Here is a 16,057-nt window from a genome sequence, read left to right as displayed (position 1 = left end):
CTCTTCGGCGAGCAGGTCGAACCACTGCTGGGCGGGGTTCTGCGGCAGTACGTGCTCGACGGTGAGACGCGCTTTCGACCGGGCGCTGCTCGCCATCGAGGACACCGGCCGGGCCGCCCTGGAGGACCTGGAGCGCGTGCTCGGCGTGCTGCGCGAGGCCGGGCGCCCCGCGAGCGGCCGACCCACGCTGAGCGAGGCCGACCGTCTCCTGGAGTCGGCGCGCGGCTCGGGTGCGAAGGTCGACGCCGAGGTGACGGGTGCGTTGGAGACCGTGCCGGGACCGGTCTCCCGCGAGGGCTATCGCATCCTCCAGGAGTCCCTGACCAACGTGCTGCGCCACGCGGGGAGCGTGCCGGTGCGGGTCCGTATCGCGGTCGACGACGGCACTCTGGGCCTGGAGGTCCGCAATCCGCTGACGGCCGGGACAGCGGGGCCGGGCCGCGGCAGTGGCCTGCGGGGCATACGGGAGCGGGCGGCGCTGCTCGGCGGGCGGGCACGGACCGGGCCGGACGGGGGTGACTGGCAGGTACGGGTCGAGCTGCCGTTGCGCTGATCTACGCTGGCCGGATGCCGGTCACCGTTCTCCTCGTCGACGACGAACCGCTCGTCCGCGCGGGCCTGCGGGCCGTCCTGTCGGCGCAGCCCGACATCGAGGTCGTCGGAGAGGCGGCCGACGGCGCCGCGGTGATCCCGCTCGTGCGGCAGCTGCGGCCGGACGTCGTCGCCATGGACGTGCGCATGCCGCTCATGGACGGCATCGAGGCCACGCGCGCGGTCCTGCGGACCGTGAGCGATCCTCCGAAGATCCTCGTCGTGACCACGTTCGAGAACGACGAGTACGTCTACGAGGCGCTGCGCGCGGGTGCCGACGGTTTTCTGCTGAAACGGGCCAGGCCCGCCGAGATCGTGCACGCCGTACGGCTCGTCGCGGAGGGCGAGTCGCTGCTGTTCCCTGTGTCCGTACGGCAGTTGGCGGCCGAGTACGGGGGCAGCAGCGGGAATCCGGCGGCGCGGACGGCCATGGAACGGGCCGCCCTGACCGAGCGGGAGGCGGAGGTGCTGCGGCTGATGGCCCGGGGGCTGTCGAACGCGGAGATCGCCGGGCGGCTGGTCGTCGGGACCGAGACGGTCAAGTCGCACGTCAGCGCCGTACTGGCGAAGCTGGGGGCCCGGGACCGTACGCAGGCGGTCATCGCGGCGTACGAGTCGGGGTTCGTGGCCCCGGGCTGAAACGGCGGTCCAGCGGTGGCCGAAGCGACCGGTCGGTAGCAAAGGAGGTCCCCGGCTCTCGCCGGGGCGCGCCGCGCCGAGTACGATCCGGCCAACACGCGCACGAGCTGGGAGGACGGACGTTGGGGCGGTTGACCGGCGGGGACCCCTCTCTGCTGCGAAGGATCAATTCCGCGGTGGTGCTGCACGCGCTGCGTGCCACGGACTGCGCGACGCTGACCGAGATCACCCGGGTGACCGGGTTGTCCCGGCCCACGGTCGAGGGTGTCGTGGAAGGACTGATCGAGGCCGGGCTCGTGGTCGAGAAGGCGGCCGAGGAGGGTGCGGCACGGCGTCAGGGCCGTCCCGCGCGGCGGTTTCGGTTCCGGGCCGAGGCGGGCCATCTGCTGGGCCTGGAGATCGGTCCCCATCGCGTCGCCGGGCTCCTCGCCGATCTGGACGGCCGGGTGCTGGGCGCCATGTCCAAGGACGTGGACGAGACCGCGTCGGCGGACGAGCGGCTGGAACGGCTGCGCACGGCGGTCGCCGATCTGCTGCGCCGCGCGGGTGTCGCGCGCAGCTCCCTGCGGGCGGTCGGCGTGGGCAGCCCGGGGATCGTCGAGGCGGACGGCACCGTACGTCTGGGCACGGCGCTGCCGGAGTGGACGGGGCTGCGCCTGGGCGACCGACTGAACCGTTCCTTCAAATGCCCGGTGCTCGTCGAGAACGACGCCAACGCGGCGGCGGTCGCCGAGCACTGGAAGGGCTCGGCGACGGAGTCGGACGACGTGGTGTTCGTGCTGGCCGGGCTGAGTCCGGGGGCCGGTTCGCTGATCGGCGGGCGGCTGCACCGGGGATACGGGGGTGCCGCCGGGGAGATCGGGGCGCTCCATCTGCTCGGCCGCGGAGCCACTCCCGAGACACTGCTCTCGACCACGGACGAGCCCCTGCACCCGCTCGACGAGCAGGCCGTCGCCGAGGTCTTCGCGCTGGCCAAGGGCGGTGACCAGCGGGCCCGCGCGGCGGTCGACCGCTTCATCCAGCGTCTTGTGCACGACGTGGCTGCCCTCGTCCTCGCCCTCGACCCGGAACTGGTCGTCGTCGGCGGCTGGGCGGCCGGTCTGGACGGCGTACTGGAACCGCTGCGGCGCGAACTGGCGCGCTACTGTCTGCGCCCGCCCAAGGTGGCGCTCTCCCTGCTGGGCGAGGCGGCCGTCGCGACGGGCGCCCTGCGGCTGGCCCTCGATCATGTGGAGGAGCAGCTGTTCGCGGTGGAGGGGACCGTGACCGCACGCCGCTGACCGGCGGTCTCACGGACGCGGGAAGCCGGCCGCCGGCCCCACGGGCACGAAAAAGCCGTCACGCCCCGGAGTGTTCCGGGGCGTGACGGCTGAGACCTGGGGCGTGTCGCGCGGATCAGGCCTGGACCGCGGCTCAGGAGGCCCGGCGCTCGGGGTCGTGGTGGATCTCCACGCCGCCGGAGTCGCCGAAGGTCAGCCGACAGGTGTCGGCGCGGTACGTGGCCACGGAGACCGCGGCGGTGCGCCCCTCGGCGAAGTAGCGGGTCGTGACGACGAGGACGGGCGCCCCGGGCAGCCGGTCCAGCTCCTTGGCGTCGTCCGCGCGGGCCGAGCCGAGCTCCACGGCGCGGTCCTGGCCCTCCAGGTCGAGATGCTGCAGTTCGCGCAGCACGGCACGGGCGAGGGTCGCCCCCGACGGGGCGCCGATCGCGGAGAGGCCGGGCACCGAGGACGCCGGGATGTAGAGCAGCTCGGCGGCGACCGGCTGGCCGTGCGTCACACGGGAGCGGCGGATCGTGTGCACCTGGTCGTCGGGGCCCGTCTCCAGGACGTCGGCCACCGCGGCGGGCGGAGCCGCCACCTCGCAGTCCACGGGCTGCCAGGCGTCGCCGACCGCGCCGGGCCACACATGCTGCTCCGTTCCGACGGCCACGCCCACACGCGGCGGGGCGACGGTCGTGCCCACCCCGCGGCGGCGCTGCAGTCGCCCTTCGAGCTCCAGCTGCTCCAGCGCCTGGCGCAGCGTGGCTCGGGCGACGCCGAACCTGGCCGCGAGGTCGCGTTCGTTGGGCAGGATCTCGCCCACGGAGAACTCAGAGTCCAATGCCTCGGTGAGCACCGTCTTGAGATGCCAGTACTTCGGCTCCGGCACCGTTTCCAGCTGCGTGGTCCCCACCCTGTCCTCCGCAATCGCCGTGGCCCGGCGGCGTTTTAGCGCCCTTGTTTATTAAAGGTTCTTGCACTATCCCTGCGACCATAGGGCCGCCCCCACGCTTGGTCAAGACCAATCCTCGATCCCTTACGGATTGCGGAGGCGCCTTGCCGCACAGCGTTCACAGGGCGTTCGCGCGGGGTGATGTTCGCGACACGACGCCGAAAGCCCCCGTCCAGAAGACGGGGGCTTTCGAGGGGGCGTAAGGGGACCACAGCGGCTACTGGTTGCCCAGGGACACCAGCTTCTCGGGGTTGCGCACGATGTAGACGCACCGGATCCGGCCGTCCACGACATCGAGCTGGACGGCGCTGTCGGGCTTGTCGCCGGAGAGGACGAGGAGCGCGGCGCCGCCGTTGAGCTCCAGGAGGCGGTACGAGGGATCGGGGATGCCCTGCTGGGCGACGGCGTACAGGAAGCGGCCCACCTTGTCGGCGGTTTCGATGACCCGCAGCGGCGCCTTGGACAGTCCGCCACTGTCGCCGATCAGGCGGACGTCCGGGGCCAGCAGGGACATGAGCCCCTCCAGGTCCCCTCCATCCGCCGCCGCGAGGAACCGCTCGGTCAGGTCGCGGCGTTCGGCCGGATCGACCTCGTAGCGCGGCCGTCGTTCCTCGACGTGTTTACGCGCCCGTCCGGCGAGTTGGCGCACGGCGGGCTCACCTCGGTCGAGGACGGCGGCGATGTCCGCGTACGGGTAGCCGAACGCCTCCCTGAGGACGAACACCGCGCGCTCCAGGGGCGAAAGGGACTCCAGGACGACGAGGACGGCGAGCGAGACGGAGTCGGCGAGCACAGCACGCTCGGCGGTGTCGGGGGCGGTGTCCCCGAAGTCGGTGACGTACGGCTCGGGAAGCCACGGTCCCACGTACGCCTCGTTGCGCGACCGCACCTGACGCAGCCGGTCGACGGCGAGCCGGGTGACGATGCGCACCAGGTAGGCGCGGGGTTCGCGTACCTCGGTCCGGTCGGCGCCGGACCAGCGCAGCCAGGCTTCCTGGACGACGTCCTCGGCGTCGGCCACCCGTCCCAGCATGCGGTAGGCGACGCCCGTCAGGACGGGGCGGTGCTCTTCGAAGACCTCGGTCGCGGTGTCGATCGTCACGGCCCCATCCCATCCCGGCACGCCCCGCCGTGTCCAGGCGGCACCGCCGCCTTCCGGAGCGCAATGACCGGCGGTCGGCGGGCGGTTGGCCGGCCGACGCCCGTCGAGTCGGACAGCGTGGGTGAGCGGATCCAGGTGATGACTCCCGGGGGCTACCCGTCGGTAGCGGTTGCTGACAAGCTGTCTACGAAGACGGTTCGTCAGCGTGCCACCAGACGAGGAGCAGCATCATGTCCGCCACGGTCTCCTTCAGCCTTCCCTCCGCGCACGGTCCGCGGACCGTGACCATGTCCTACGCGCGCGTGGGCACCGGCGAACCGCTGCTCCTGCTGCACGGCATAGGCCACCACCGGCAGGCCTGGGACCCGGTCGTGCACATCCTGGCCGCCGAGCGCGAGGTGATAGCCGTCGACCTGCCCGGGTTCGGCGAGTCCCCGGCGCTGCCCGACGGGCTCACGCACGACCTCGGGACGGTGGTGCCCACGCTCGGCGGGCTGTGCGAGGCGCTGGAGATCGATCGTCCGCACGTGGCCGGCAACTCCCTGGGTGGCCTGCTGGCCCTGGAGTTGGGCCGCGAGAAGCTCGTACGGTCCGTCACCGCGATCTCGCCCGCCGGGTTCTGGTCGCCGGTCGAACGGCGTTACGCCTTCGGTGTGCTGCTCGCGATGCGGCAGGGCGCGCGGCGCCTGCCGCTCCCGGTGATCGAGCGGCTCTCCCGCTCGGCGGCCGGGCGGGCCGCCCTGACCAGCACCATCTACGCCCGGCCCGGCCGCCGTTCACCCGAGGCCGTCGTCGCCGAGACCCTCGCGCTGGCCCACGCCGAGGGCTTTGCCGACACCCTCCGGGCCGGCACCACCGTCCGGTTCACGGACGACATCCCGGGGCTGCCCGTCACCGTGGCCTGGGGCACCCGGGACCGGCTGCTGGTGCGCCGCCAGGGGATCCGGGCCAAGCACATCATTCCCCGGGCCCGGCTGGTGCGGCTGCCGGGCTGTGGTCACGTCCCGATGAACGACGACCCGGCGCTCGTCGCCCGCGTGATCCTCGACGGCAGCCGCTGAGCGACGCCGACCGAGGCGCCACGCGCCGGAGCCCAGGGCGACGCCCGCGCCGACCAGGGCGCTGCCCGCGGCCTGCGCGGCGCCGTAAGCGCCGGTGCCGGCCAGCGGCGCCGTGCAGGCCGCGGCGACGGGGATGAGCCCGGAGAAGAGCGTGGCGCGCTCCGCGCCGATGCGCTGCATGCCCATGTACCAGCACACGAAGCCGACGACCGTGACGACCGCCGCCTGCCACAGCAGCGCGGCGGCCTCGGTGGTGTCCGGCGTCCGCAGCCACGCGCCGCCGGTGAGACGCGCGGTGAGGATCCCGGCCACCGCCGACTCGACCGCGGCGATCCCGCAGACGGTGGCCGACAGCAGCCGGGGCCCGAGCGGGCGCAGCACCGGTACGGCGAGCACCGCGAAGCCCACCTCGCCCGCCAGCGCGCACACGCAGTACGCGATCCCCGTGCCGTCGGTGCGGCCCCAGCCCTGCACGGTGAAGGCGCCCACCGCGACGAGCGACGCCCCGTACAGGACCTGCCGTTGCGGCCGACGGCCCTCAAGAAGAGGGACGACAACGGCGACGACCACCGGGGCACAGCCCACGAAGACGCCCGGAACGGCTGGTTCGGCGGTGCGTTCGGCGGCGATCACGGCGAGGTTGAAGCCGACCATGCCGACGGCCGCGAGCAGCGCGAGGCGCCCCCACCGGCGTACCGCGAGCCGCCGCAGCGGTGCCGTGCCGCCCCGTCCGACCAGCGGCAGGAGCAGCACGCAGGCGAGGCCGTAGCGCAGGAACTGACCGCCCGCGTACGGGTAGTGGCCCAGGACGCTGTTGGCGGTGAAGGAGCCTCCGACGAGGACGCAGGCGAGGGCGGCGAGCAGCGACCCGCCCAGGGGGGTGGTGTTCATGACGGTGACGCTACGAAGCGCCGCGGTCCGGTTTAAGGTCCACTCTCATGACGCCATCGGGGACCACATGACACCGCCGGGGGCCGCCTGGGAACTGCTTGTGCCGGCCGCTTCGGCACCGGCACGCGCGCGTGGGCGCGCTTTGCAGGCCGCGCTGCGCGAGGCGGTCCGCACGGGGCGGCTCGCGCCGGGCACCCGGCTGCCGTCCAGCCGCGAGCTCGCCGCCGACCTCGGGGTGTCGCGGGGGCTGGTCACCGAGGCGTACGAGCAGTTGACCGCGGAGGGGTATCTGCGCAGCGACCGGGGCGCGGGGACCTGGGTCGGCGGCGCCGTCCGGGCGGCCCGCCCACGCGCGCGTGACCTCGCGCCGCGCCCCGCCGGGGCCCGCGCCGACTTCCTTCCCGGGACACCGGACCTGTCCCTGTTCCCACGCACCGCCTGGGCGGCCGCCCAGCGCGGGGTCCTCGCCGAGCTGCCCCACCACGCGCTCGGCTACCCGGATCCGCGCGGTCTGCCCCGGCTGCGCACCGCCCTCGCCGAACTGCTCGCACGGCGCCGCGGCGTGGTCGCGGACCCCGAGCGCGTCATCGTGGTCTCCGGGGTCGCGCAGGCGACGACCCTGCTCGGATTCGTGCTCCACGCACGCGGCGTGTGCGCGATCGGCGTCGAGGACCCCGGAAGCCCGGAGCACGGCACTCTCTACGCCTCGGCCGGCATCGACGCCGTACCGCTGCCGCTCGACGGCGAAGGACTGGCCACCGGGCCGCTGAAGGAGTCGGGCGTACGGGCGGTGGTGACGACGCCCGCCCACCAGTTCCCCTCGGGGATCGCCTACTCGGCGCGACGGCGCACGGAACTCCTCGACTGGGCGCGCTCGGTGGATGGTCTGGTGGTCGAGGACGACTACGACGGGGACTTCCGCTACGACCGCGCTCCTGTGGGGGCGCTTCAAGGGCTCGATCCCGAGCGCGTCGCCTACACGGGCTCGGTCAGCAAGTCGCTCGCGCCCGGGCTGCGGCTCGGCTGGCTGCTCGTACCGGCGGCGCTCGCCGAGGAGGTCGTCGAGCGCAAGCGCACCATGGATCTGGGAAACCCCGTCGTGGACCAGGCGCTCCTGGCCCGCTTCGTGGAACGGGGCGACTACGACCGGCAGCTGCGCCGCTGCCAGCGCGCCTACCGGGAACGGCGCGACACTCTCGTATCCGCCCTGGAGGAGCACTTTCCCGGTACCGGGGTGTCCGGGATCGCGGCGGGTCTGCATGTCATCGCCGCGCTGCCCGAGCGGTACGGGCCGCCGGAGCATTTCCTGGAGCGAACCGCGGCGGCGGGGGTGGCCGTGCGTCCGCTGGCGGACTACGGGCGGGTGGTCGAGCGTGCCGGCGTACGGCTGGTGCTGGGCTACGCCCACCAGTCCCCCGCGCGGATCCGCGACGGCGTACGCCTGATGGCACAGGCGGTGCGCGCCTGACCGCTCGGGGGGCCGTGTGAGTGGGCAGGCGCGGGCATCCGTGGGACGTGCGCGGTCGGAGGCGGACGTCGGTGCCCTTGTCGGCGGGGCCAGTTGTTCACTTGTGGTTTCCGTGTGCGCTGCGGCGCACCAGTAGTTGTGGCTGGGCACGTCGCCCGACTCCGTCGACTCCGTCCCTGGAGGCGCATTCATGTCACACCGTCCGCACAGCCCTAGCCCTCTCCCGCTCCCCGGTCGCCGCGGCGTCCTGCGCGGCTCCCTCGCCGCTTCCGCGGCCCTGGCCCTGCCCACCGCACTCGGCTCGGCCCCTGCGTTCGCGCTGTCCCGGAGGCCCGAGGCGGGGTGGGGCGTCCAGGCCGGAGACGTGAGCGCGCACTCAGGCCTGGTGTGGGTCCGCTCGGACCGCCCCGCCCGGATGATCGTCGAGACGTCCGCGACCGAGTCGTTCCGCAACCCCCGCAGATGGCACGGTCCGCTGCTCGGCGCGGACTCGGACTTCACCGGTACGACGCGGCTGCGCGGACTGCCCTCCGGCGAGCAGATCCACTACCGGGTGCTGCTGGCCGACCCCGACGACCCCCGGCGCACGGGCGAGCCGGTGACCGGCACCTTCCGCACCGCGCCCGCGAAACGGCGGCAGGACGTCCGGTTCGTCTGGTCCGGTGACCTGGCAGGACAGGGCTGGGGCATCAACGAGTCCATCGGCGGTTACCGGATCTTCGACGCCATGGCGAAGGTGGACCCGGACTTCTTCCTGTGCAGCGGCGACAACATCTACGCCGACGGCCCGATCTCCGCCACGGCGCCGCTTCCGGACGGCAGCCTGTACCGGAGCATCACCACCGAGGAGAAGTCGCACGTCGCGGTCACCCTGGCCGACTACCGGGGCAACTTCCGCTACAACCTGCTGGACTCGGCGCTGCGCCGGTTCAACGCCCAGGTCCCGAACATCATCCAGTGGGACGACCACGAGGTCCGCAACAACTGGTACCCGGGCGAGGTCATCGGATCCGGCACCCCCTACCCGGCCGGCACGGAACTCGACGACCTGGCCGTCCGTGCCCGGCGGGCGTTCTCGGAGTACTTCCCGATCTCCACCATCAGCGGACGCCCGGACGGACGGATCTACCGGACCGTCCACCACGGACCGCTCCTGGACGTGTTCGTCCTGGACATGCGGACCTACCGGAACGCCAACTCGCCCGACGACCAGACCACCGACCCGCAGGGCATCCTCGGCCGCGAGCAGCTGGAATGGCTCAAGCGCGAGCTGGCCTCGTCGCGCGCGGTGTGGAAGGTCATCGCCGCCGACATGCCGCTCGGCCTGGTCGTGCCCGACCCGGTCGAGGGCAAGCCGAACATCGAGGCCGTCGCCCAGGGCGACCCGGGCGCGCCGCTCGGCCGTGAGCTGCAGATCGCCGAGCTGCTGCGGTTCATCAAGCACCGGCGGATCACCGGGACCGTGTGGCTGACGGCCGACGTCCACCACACCTCGGCGCAGCACTACGACCCCTCGCGGGCCGCTTTCAAGGACTTCGAGCCGTTCTGGGAGTTCGTCTCCGGACCGCTCAACGCGGGCGCCTTCCAGGCGAACGCCCTGGACGGCACCTTCGGCCCCGACCGGGTCTTCGTCAAGGCTCCCGCCACCGCCAATGTCTCGCCGGCGGACGGATACCAGTTCTTCGGTGAGGTCGACATCGACGGCGACAGCGGGAAGCTGACGGTGCGGCTGCGTGACCTGGACGGCACGGTGCTGTTCACACAGGTGTTGCAGCCGGGGCGTGTGGGTCAGTAACCGCGCCCAACTCCCGTACCCTCGAAGGGCTGGGCCGCGCACCGGAGTCATCCCCCGGTGCGCGCCCGCTCTCATGACCAGGCAAGTAAGCCAGGTGATCCGAGGCAGGCAAAACTAGCGCAAAAAGAACCACAAAAAGGATAGAACGACACTTTACCGATCAGTCACAGACCGTTCGTGATCACGCAACACCACTCCTTCACAGTGGCTGCATGACTCCAGACATGTCTGATGTGACCCGGGCGAAGCACGGACGCCCCGTCCACCACTGGCGACGCGACGTGGTCGAGCTCGCCGCGCTGTTCACGGCCGTCGCGGTCGCCGACGGCGTCGCCAACCTGATCGGACACGGCCCCGACGGTCCGGCCCTGCTCGTGATCTCGTCCTTGGTCCTGGTGGCCACGGCCGGATTCCACACATGGTGGGCACGCCACCACGGTCACGCGCCGCCCGCGGGCGACAGCGGTGCCCGGACACTCGCCGAGGGGCGAGAGGCCGGGCAGGCCGACCAGGCCACGGCGGGGCCGGAGGCCGTCACGGGAGGGACCGTCCTGTGGCGGATGCGGACGACGGTGAAGGACGAACCGGGTTCACTGGCCGCGCTGTGCGTGGCGCTGGCCCACCAGCGGGTCGACATCCTGAGCCTGCAGACGCACCCGCTCGCCGAGGGCACGGTCGACGAGTTCCTGCTGCGCGCCCCCGTCGAGCCGACCGCGTCCGAGATCACCCGCGCCGTCTCGCTGGCGGGTGGCACCGGCACCTGGATCGAACGGGCCGACGCCCACGACCTGGTGGACGCTCCGACGCGCGTCCTGGGGCTGGCCACACGTACGGCTTTGGACGCCGCGGAACTTCCGCTCGCCCTCCGGCAGTTGCTCGGTCGGTGCACCATTCGTTCGCTGCCCGCCCGCTCCCCCGGGTCGGGTCGGGCGCAAGAGGGTGCGCCGGTCGAAGGAGTGCTGGAAGACACGGTGATGCGGTTGCGCGCACCGGAGGGTGGGGTGATCACGGTGGAACGGCCGTATCTGCCGTTCACGCCGACCGAGTTCGCTCGGGCGCGGGCGTTGGTGGAGCTGGACGCGCGGCTGGGTCCGCGCATTCCGCTCAACCAGGACATGCTGACACTGCCGGAGGGCCCCGCGATCACCGTGCGTCGCGCCGACGTCTCCGACCTCGACGCGGCGAAGGCGATGCACGAGCGCTGCTCCCCGCGCACGTTGAGCATGCGCTACCACGGGCCGGTCGGTGACGCGGACCGTTATCTGAACCACCTGCTCAGCCCGCGCTTCGGACGCACCCTCGCCGTGCAGACGGCGTCGGGGCGCGTGGTCGGGCTCGGCCATCTCCTGTGGGACGGCGACGAGACGGAGATCGCGCTGCTCGTGGAGGACGACTGGCAGCGGCGCGGGATCGGCGCCGAACTGCTCGGCCGTCTCGTGACGATGGCCGTCGAAGCGGGCTGCGAGAGCGTGTACGCCGTCACACAGGCCTCCAACACCGGCATGGTCGCCGCCATGCGCGGCCTGGACCTCCCCCTCGACTACCAGATCGAGGAGGGCACCCTCGTCATCACGGCCCGCCTGGACGCCACACCGGTGACCTCACGACTGCCGTACGACCAGGAGCAGAAGCAGGCGCAGAAGAAGTAGGACGGACACCGAAAGGCCCCGGGCACCTCGCCCGGGGCCTCTCTCTGGTCACCGCCCCAACGCACGGTCCAGGTCGGTCCACAGGTCCTCCACGTCCTCCAGCCCCACCGACAGGCGCAGCAGCCGGTCGCTGACCCCCGCCTCACGGCGGTCGTCGGCGGCCACGATGCGGTGGCTGATGGACGCCGGATGCTGGATCAGGCTGTCGACACTCCCGAGGCTCACCGCCGGGGTGATCAGACGGACCCCGGCGATGACCTCGTGCGGGTCTCCGTGGACCTCGAAGGCGATCATGGCACCGCCGATCCGCGGATAGTGGACGCGGTCGACGCGCGGATCGGCGGCGAGCCGGCCGGCGAGTTCGGCGGCGCTGGCGGACGCGGCCCGCACCCGTACGGGCAGGGTCGACAGGCCGCGCAGCAGCAGATACCCGGCCAGCGGATGCAGCACACCCCCGGTGGCGAACCGCACTTGGCGCAGCCCCCGGGCGAACTCCTCGTCGCAGGCCACCACTCCGGCCATGACGTCCCCGTGTCCGCCCAGGTACTTGGTGGCGCTGTGCAGGACCAGGCGGGCCCCTTGTCCGGCGGGGCGTTGCAGCACGGGAGTGGCGAAGGTGTTGTCGGCGAGCAGCGGAACGGACCCGCAGGCGTGCGCGACAGCGCGCAGGTCGAGTTCGGCGAGCGTCGGATTGGCCGGGGACTCGACCATGACAAGACCGGTGTCGGGACGCAGGGCGTCCGCGATGCCCGCCGGGTCGACCCAGGTGACCTCGGAGCCCAGCAGCCCGGCGGTGAGCAAGTGGTCACTGCAGCCGTACAGGGGCCGTACGGCGACGACATGGCGCAGACCCAGCGCGTTCCGCACGAGCAGTACGGCGCTCAGCGCGGCCATGCCGCTCGCGAAGGCGACCGCGCTCTCGGTTCCTTCGAGGCGGGCGAGGGCGGTCTCGAAACGGGCGACGGTCGGGTTGCCGAGGCGCCCGTAGACGGGCGGGCCCTCCGGTTCGGCGCCGTCGGCCGCGAACGCGTCGATGCGGGCGGCCTCGCCGCGGCTGTCGTAGGAGGGGTAGGTCGTGGACAGGTCGATCGGCGCGGCGTGCAGCCCCAGCCGGGCGAGGTCCTCCCGCCCTGCGTGCACGGCCTCGGTGGCGAGGGCACGCGGCGCGAGGGCACGGGTGTCCCGAACGCCGTAGGAGTCGTCCTGACCGTCGTAGGAGTCGCCCTGAGCGTCGCAGGAGTCGTCCTGAGCTTCGTATGCGTCGTGCACCACGGATTCCATGCACAGCAGACTGAACACCGGCCGGGGCCCCGGACGCACACTCCGTGTTACGTTCGGGCCATGGCCGAATCCGTCGTACTCGATCCGGTGGATCTTCATCTGCTGCGACTGCTCCAGAACGACGCACGGACGACGTACCGTGATCTCGCCGCGCAGGTCGGAGTCGCGCCCTCGACCTGCCTGGACCGGGTGACACGGCTGCGCCGTGCGGGGGTGATTCTCGGTCATCAGCTGCGCCTCGATCCGGCGAAGCTCGGGCGGGGCCTGGAAGCCTTGCTGTCCGTGCAGGTCAGACCGCACAGCCGCGAGTTGGTCGGGCCGTTCGTGGAGCGGATCAGGGCGCTGCCGGAATCCCGGACCGTCTTCCACCTCACCGGGCCCGACGACTACCTCGTCCTGGTCGCCGTCGCGGACATGGCCGACCTGCAACGGCTGGTCCTCGACGAGTTCACGTCCCGGCGCGAGGTGGCCCGGGTGGAGACCCGGTTGATCTTCCAGCAGTGGGACTGCGGCCCGCTGCTCCCGCCCGCCCCGTCCTCGACCTCGGCCTCGGCGCCGGCCTCGGCAAAATCAGGCTGATGCCGGCCCCATGCCCGGTCGACCGGGCTGACGCGGCACCCGTCCTCGTATGAGGATGTCGGCATGTCAGAGACGAAGAGCCCGCTGCCCCGCGAGGTCGCCGACGCGTACGTCGACGATCTCATCGCCCTCGATCCGGTCCTCGGTACCTACCTCGGTGTGAAGGAGAGTGCCGACAAGCTCCCCGACACCTCGCCCGCGGGGCAGGAGGCCGTCGCGGAGCTGGCGAGGACGACGCTCGCCCGGCTCGACGAGGCGGAGCGGCAGCCGGGCGCGGACAGCGACATCGAGCGCCGCTGCGCCCGGCTGCTGCGCGAGCGGCTCACCGCCGAACTGGCCGTCCACGACGCCGACGAGGGCCTGCGGGCCGTCGGCAACATGCAGACGGCCGCGCACTCCGTGCGCCAGGTGTTCACCATCGCGCCGACCGAGACGGACGCGGACTGGGCCGCGATCGCCGAGCGGCTGCGCGCGGTGCCGACCGCGCTGACGGGGTACCGCGAGTCCCTCGCTCTCGGCCTGGAGCGCAAGCTGTACGCGGGCCCGCGCCCCACCGCGACCTTCATCGAGCAGCTCACCGAGTGGTCGGACCCGGACGGGCAGGGCCGTGGCTGGTTCGAGGACTTCGTGTCCGCGGGTCCCGACGCCCTGCGGGACGAGCTGGACACGGCCGCCCGGACGGCCACACAGGCCCTGGTGGAGCTGCGCGACTGGATGCGTGACGTCTACGCGCCCACGATCGAGGGCGCGCCGAACACGGTGGGTCGCGAGCGGTACGCGCGCTGGGCACGCTACTTCAACGGTACGGATCTCGACCTCGACGAGGCATACGCGTACGGCTGGTCCGAGTACCACCGGCTCCTCGCGGAGATGAAGTCCGAGGCCGAGAAGATCCTGCCCGGCGCGGAGACCCCCTGGGTGGCGCTCGCGCACCTCGACGAGCACGGCAGGCACATCGAGGGCGTCGACGAGGTCCAGACGTGGCTCCAGGGAGTGATGGACCGGGCGATCGACGCGCTGGACGGCACCCACTTCGAACTCGCCGAGCCGGTACGGAAGGTGGAGTCGCGCATCGCGCCACCCGGCGGCGCGGCGGCGCCGTACTACACCGCGCCGTCCGCGGACTTCTCGCGGCCCGGCCGCACCTGGCTGCCCACCATGGGGCAGACCCGCTTTCCCGTGTACGACCTCGTCTCGACCTGGTATCACGAGGGCGTCCCCGGCCATCACCTCCAGCTCGCCCAGTGGGTGTACGTGGTCGACGATCTCTCGCGCTATCAGGCCACCGTCGGTCTCGTCAGCGCCAACGCCGAGGGCTGGGCGCTGTACGCGGAGCGGCTGATGGACGAACTGGGCTTCCTGGAGGACGCGGAGCAGCGGCTCGGCTATCTGGACGCGCAGATGATGCGCGCGGCCCGGGTCATCGTCGACATCGGCATGCACCTGGAACTGGAGATTCCGGCGGACTCCCCCTTCCACCCGGGCGAGCACTGGACCCCGGAGCTGGCGCAGGAGTTCTTCGGCGCGCACAGCAGCCGTCCGGCGGACTTCGTGGAGAGCGAGCTCACCCGCTACCTCTCCATCCCGGGACAGGCCATCGGCTACAAGCTCGGTGAGCGGGCCTGGCTGCTGGGCCGCGAGAACGCGAAGAAGCGGCACGGCGCCGCCTTCGACGCCAAGGCCTGGCACATGGCGGCCCTGTCGCAGGGTTCGCTGGGCCTGGACGACCTGGTGGACGAACTGTCCCGGCTCTGACGGACACCGACGGCGGCCGGGCTCACGACGACGGACGGGCCCGGCCGCCGCGTATCAAGTACTCCGCGTATCAAGCACGCGGAGTATCAGGTACGGGTGTATCAAGTACGGGAGTGCCGGAATCACCGGGTGTGCTCGGCATGTTCGGAGCACAGGCAGCCGACGCCCTTCTCGATCCACTCCTGGCCGACCCACTCCGGGTGCCGTTCGATCATGAGCGCCGATATCTCCTCGACGATCGTCCGCTCGTCCACGGCGGAGTCGCGGCGGGCCCATGTCTCGTCACGCAGCAGCCGAAGGTAGTCGCGCACGTCGGCCAGCAGCCGCGCACCGCCGACCTCGCCGTGGCCGGGCACCACGATCCGGGGAGTCTCCGCCGCCAGCTTCTCCATCACCGCGATCCAGCGGGTTCCGGACACGTCGGTGTCGTGCGGCGGGAACCAGGGGAAGATGGCGAACTGTCCGGCTTCCACGAGGTCCCCCGTGAACAGGACGTCCGCGTCCGGCACCCTGACCACCTGGTCGCCCCTGCTGTGGGCCCGGCCGGTGGCCCGCAGCTGCACCACCCGCCCGCCCAGGTCCAGGTCGTAGGCCCGGTCGTAGACGACATCGGGCCGCGCCAGTTCGACGCCCTGGAGCCGGCGCTCGACCGGCTCGCCGAGCCCCTTGAACATCTCCAGGTAACCCGGCCCCTTCACCTTCAGGTCCTCGGCCTGGTCCCGGTTGAGCAGGAACGTCGCCTCCCCGGCGAAGACCTGCGCCCCGAAGGCGTGCTCGGGGTGAAAATGCGTCGTCGTCAGGTAGATCCGACGTCCCTCGGCGTAGTCGGCCGCGAACTCCAGCACCTTCTCCGCGTTGCGCGGGCCCAGGCCTGTCTCGACGACGAGCACGGCACCGTGGCCGCCGATGACACCGATGTTGGGCACGAGCTGCACGCGCCGGTCCGGGATGACCACCAGGTCACGGGCCAGCTCCTGAACACCCTCGACGTGAACGACGGGATCCGTCGTCACCGCTTCCTCAGACACTGCG

12 protein-coding genes and 2 pseudogenes are annotated in these 16,057 nt (G+C 72.2%); 9 read left to right on the top strand and 5 right to left on the bottom strand.

What is annotated here, in order from left to right; translation table 11 throughout:
* The 3 genes and pseudogenes from ABZ656_RS32180 to ABZ656_RS32170 all read left to right on the top strand — a co-directional run.
* Positions 1-553: pseudogene (locus ABZ656_RS32180) on the top strand (hypothetical protein); the annotation flags it as partial.
* A 14-nt stretch (positions 554-567) separates the two neighbouring features.
* Positions 568-1,230 carry a response regulator transcription factor gene (locus ABZ656_RS32175; RefSeq protein ID WP_101407881.1) on the top strand — a complete coding sequence of 221 codons (663 nt, stop codon included), beginning with the start codon at positions 568-570 and terminating at the stop codon, positions 1,228-1,230.
* A 122-nt stretch (positions 1,231-1,352) separates the two neighbouring features.
* Positions 1,353-2,510, top strand: coding sequence for an ROK family transcriptional regulator (locus ABZ656_RS32170; RefSeq protein ID WP_101407882.1), 1,158 nt, complete (start codon positions 1,353-1,355; stop codon positions 2,508-2,510).
* Positions 2,511-2,643: 133 nt separating this feature from the next.
* On the opposite strand, the gene ABZ656_RS32165 is transcribed toward ABZ656_RS32170, so the two are convergent.
* Both ABZ656_RS32165 and ABZ656_RS32160 read right to left on the bottom strand, forming a co-directional pair.
* Complete coding sequence (locus ABZ656_RS32165; protein WP_101407883.1) at positions 2,644-3,405, bottom strand: GntR family transcriptional regulator; 762 nt, start codon at positions 3,403-3,405, stop codon at positions 2,644-2,646.
* Between the two features lie 256 nt (positions 3,406-3,661).
* Positions 3,662-4,546, bottom strand: a complete 885-nt coding sequence (locus tag ABZ656_RS32160; protein ID WP_101407884.1) for an RNA polymerase sigma-70 factor — start codon at positions 4,544-4,546, stop codon at positions 3,662-3,664.
* Between the two features lie 230 nt (positions 4,547-4,776).
* On the opposite strand from ABZ656_RS32160, the gene ABZ656_RS32155 reads away from it, so the two are divergent.
* The gene (locus tag ABZ656_RS32155) at positions 4,777-5,607 is read left to right on the top strand and encodes an alpha/beta fold hydrolase (RefSeq protein ID WP_180362726.1); all 831 of its coding nucleotides are present in this window, start codon (positions 4,777-4,779) and stop codon (positions 5,605-5,607) included.
* 45 nt (positions 5,608-5,652) lie between these two features.
* On the opposite strand, the pseudogene ABZ656_RS32150 reads toward ABZ656_RS32155, so the two are convergent.
* Positions 5,653-6,498: pseudogene (locus ABZ656_RS32150) on the bottom strand (DMT family transporter); the annotation flags it as partial.
* 67 nt (positions 6,499-6,565) lie between these two features.
* On the opposite strand from ABZ656_RS32150, the gene ABZ656_RS32145 reads away from it, so the two are divergent.
* From ABZ656_RS32145 to ABZ656_RS32135, 3 genes are all read left to right on the top strand, one after another.
* The gene (locus ABZ656_RS32145) at positions 6,566-7,966 is read left to right on the top strand and encodes a PLP-dependent aminotransferase family protein (protein ID WP_101407886.1); all 1,401 of its coding nucleotides are present in this window, start codon (positions 6,566-6,568) and stop codon (positions 7,964-7,966) included.
* Positions 7,967-8,156: 190 nt separating this feature from the next.
* Complete coding sequence (locus ABZ656_RS32140; protein ID WP_360272465.1) at positions 8,157-9,761, top strand: alkaline phosphatase D family protein; 1,605 nt, start codon at positions 8,157-8,159, stop codon at positions 9,759-9,761.
* A 224-nt stretch (positions 9,762-9,985) separates the two neighbouring features.
* Positions 9,986-11,410, top strand: a complete 1,425-nt coding sequence (locus tag ABZ656_RS32135) for a GNAT family N-acetyltransferase (protein ID WP_360272462.1) — start codon at positions 9,986-9,988, stop codon at positions 11,408-11,410.
* Positions 11,411-11,458: 48 nt separating this feature from the next.
* Here ABZ656_RS32135 and ABZ656_RS32130 read toward each other — a convergent pair whose 3' ends face one another.
* Positions 11,459-12,790 (bottom strand): PLP-dependent transferase, encoded by a 1,332-nt coding sequence (locus ABZ656_RS32130; protein ID WP_360272459.1) that lies wholly within the window; start codon positions 12,788-12,790, stop codon positions 11,459-11,461.
* On the opposite strand from ABZ656_RS32130, the gene ABZ656_RS32125 reads away from it, so the two are divergent.
* Positions 12,752-13,270 carry an Lrp/AsnC family transcriptional regulator gene (locus tag ABZ656_RS32125; RefSeq protein WP_101407889.1) on the top strand — a complete coding sequence of 173 codons (519 nt, stop codon included), beginning with the start codon at positions 12,752-12,754 and terminating at the stop codon, positions 13,268-13,270. The two genes, ABZ656_RS32130 and ABZ656_RS32125, sit on opposite strands and share 39 nt — an antisense overlap.
* 63 nt (positions 13,271-13,333) lie before the next feature.
* The gene (locus tag ABZ656_RS32120; RefSeq protein ID WP_101407890.1) at positions 13,334-15,025 is read left to right on the top strand and encodes a DUF885 domain-containing protein; all 1,692 of its coding nucleotides are present in this window, start codon (positions 13,334-13,336) and stop codon (positions 15,023-15,025) included.
* A gap of 122 nt (positions 15,026-15,147) precedes the next feature.
* Here ABZ656_RS32120 and ABZ656_RS32115 read toward each other — a convergent pair whose 3' ends face one another.
* Positions 15,148-16,053, bottom strand: coding sequence for an MBL fold metallo-hydrolase (locus ABZ656_RS32115; RefSeq protein WP_360272455.1), 906 nt, complete (start codon positions 16,051-16,053; stop codon positions 15,148-15,150).
* Positions 16,054-16,057 lie beyond the last annotated feature (4 nt).

The sequence above is a fragment of the Streptomyces sp. NPDC007095 genome, from assembly GCF_040634475.1.
Lineage (GTDB): Bacteria > Actinomycetota > Actinomycetes > Streptomycetales > Streptomycetaceae > Streptomyces.
Note: the sequence above shows the minus strand (reverse complement) of the source record. Positions and strands in the feature narration are given on the sequence as shown.

Coding starts and splice junctions, on each gene's coding strand:
- ABZ656_RS32175 (WP_101407881.1), top strand. CDS start 568: ATGCCGGTCACCGTTCTCCTCGTCGACGACGAACCGCTCGTCCGCGCG.
- ABZ656_RS32155 (WP_180362726.1), top strand. CDS start 4,777: ATGTCCGCCACGGTCTCCTTCAGCCTTCCCTCCGCGCACGGTCCGCGG.
- ABZ656_RS32145 (WP_101407886.1), top strand. CDS start 6,566: ATGACACCGCCGGGGGCCGCCTGGGAACTGCTTGTGCCGGCCGCTTCG.
- ABZ656_RS32140 (WP_360272465.1), top strand. CDS start 8,157: ATGTCACACCGTCCGCACAGCCCTAGCCCTCTCCCGCTCCCCGGTCGC.
- ABZ656_RS32135 (WP_360272462.1), top strand. CDS start 9,986: ATGTCTGATGTGACCCGGGCGAAGCACGGACGCCCCGTCCACCACTGG.
- ABZ656_RS32125 (WP_101407889.1), top strand. CDS start 12,752: ATGGCCGAATCCGTCGTACTCGATCCGGTGGATCTTCATCTGCTGCGA.
- ABZ656_RS32130 (WP_360272459.1), bottom strand. CDS start 12,790: ATGAAGATCCACCGGATCGAGTACGACGGATTCGGCCATGGCCCGAAC.
- ABZ656_RS32120 (WP_101407890.1), top strand. CDS start 13,334: ATGTCAGAGACGAAGAGCCCGCTGCCCCGCGAGGTCGCCGACGCGTAC.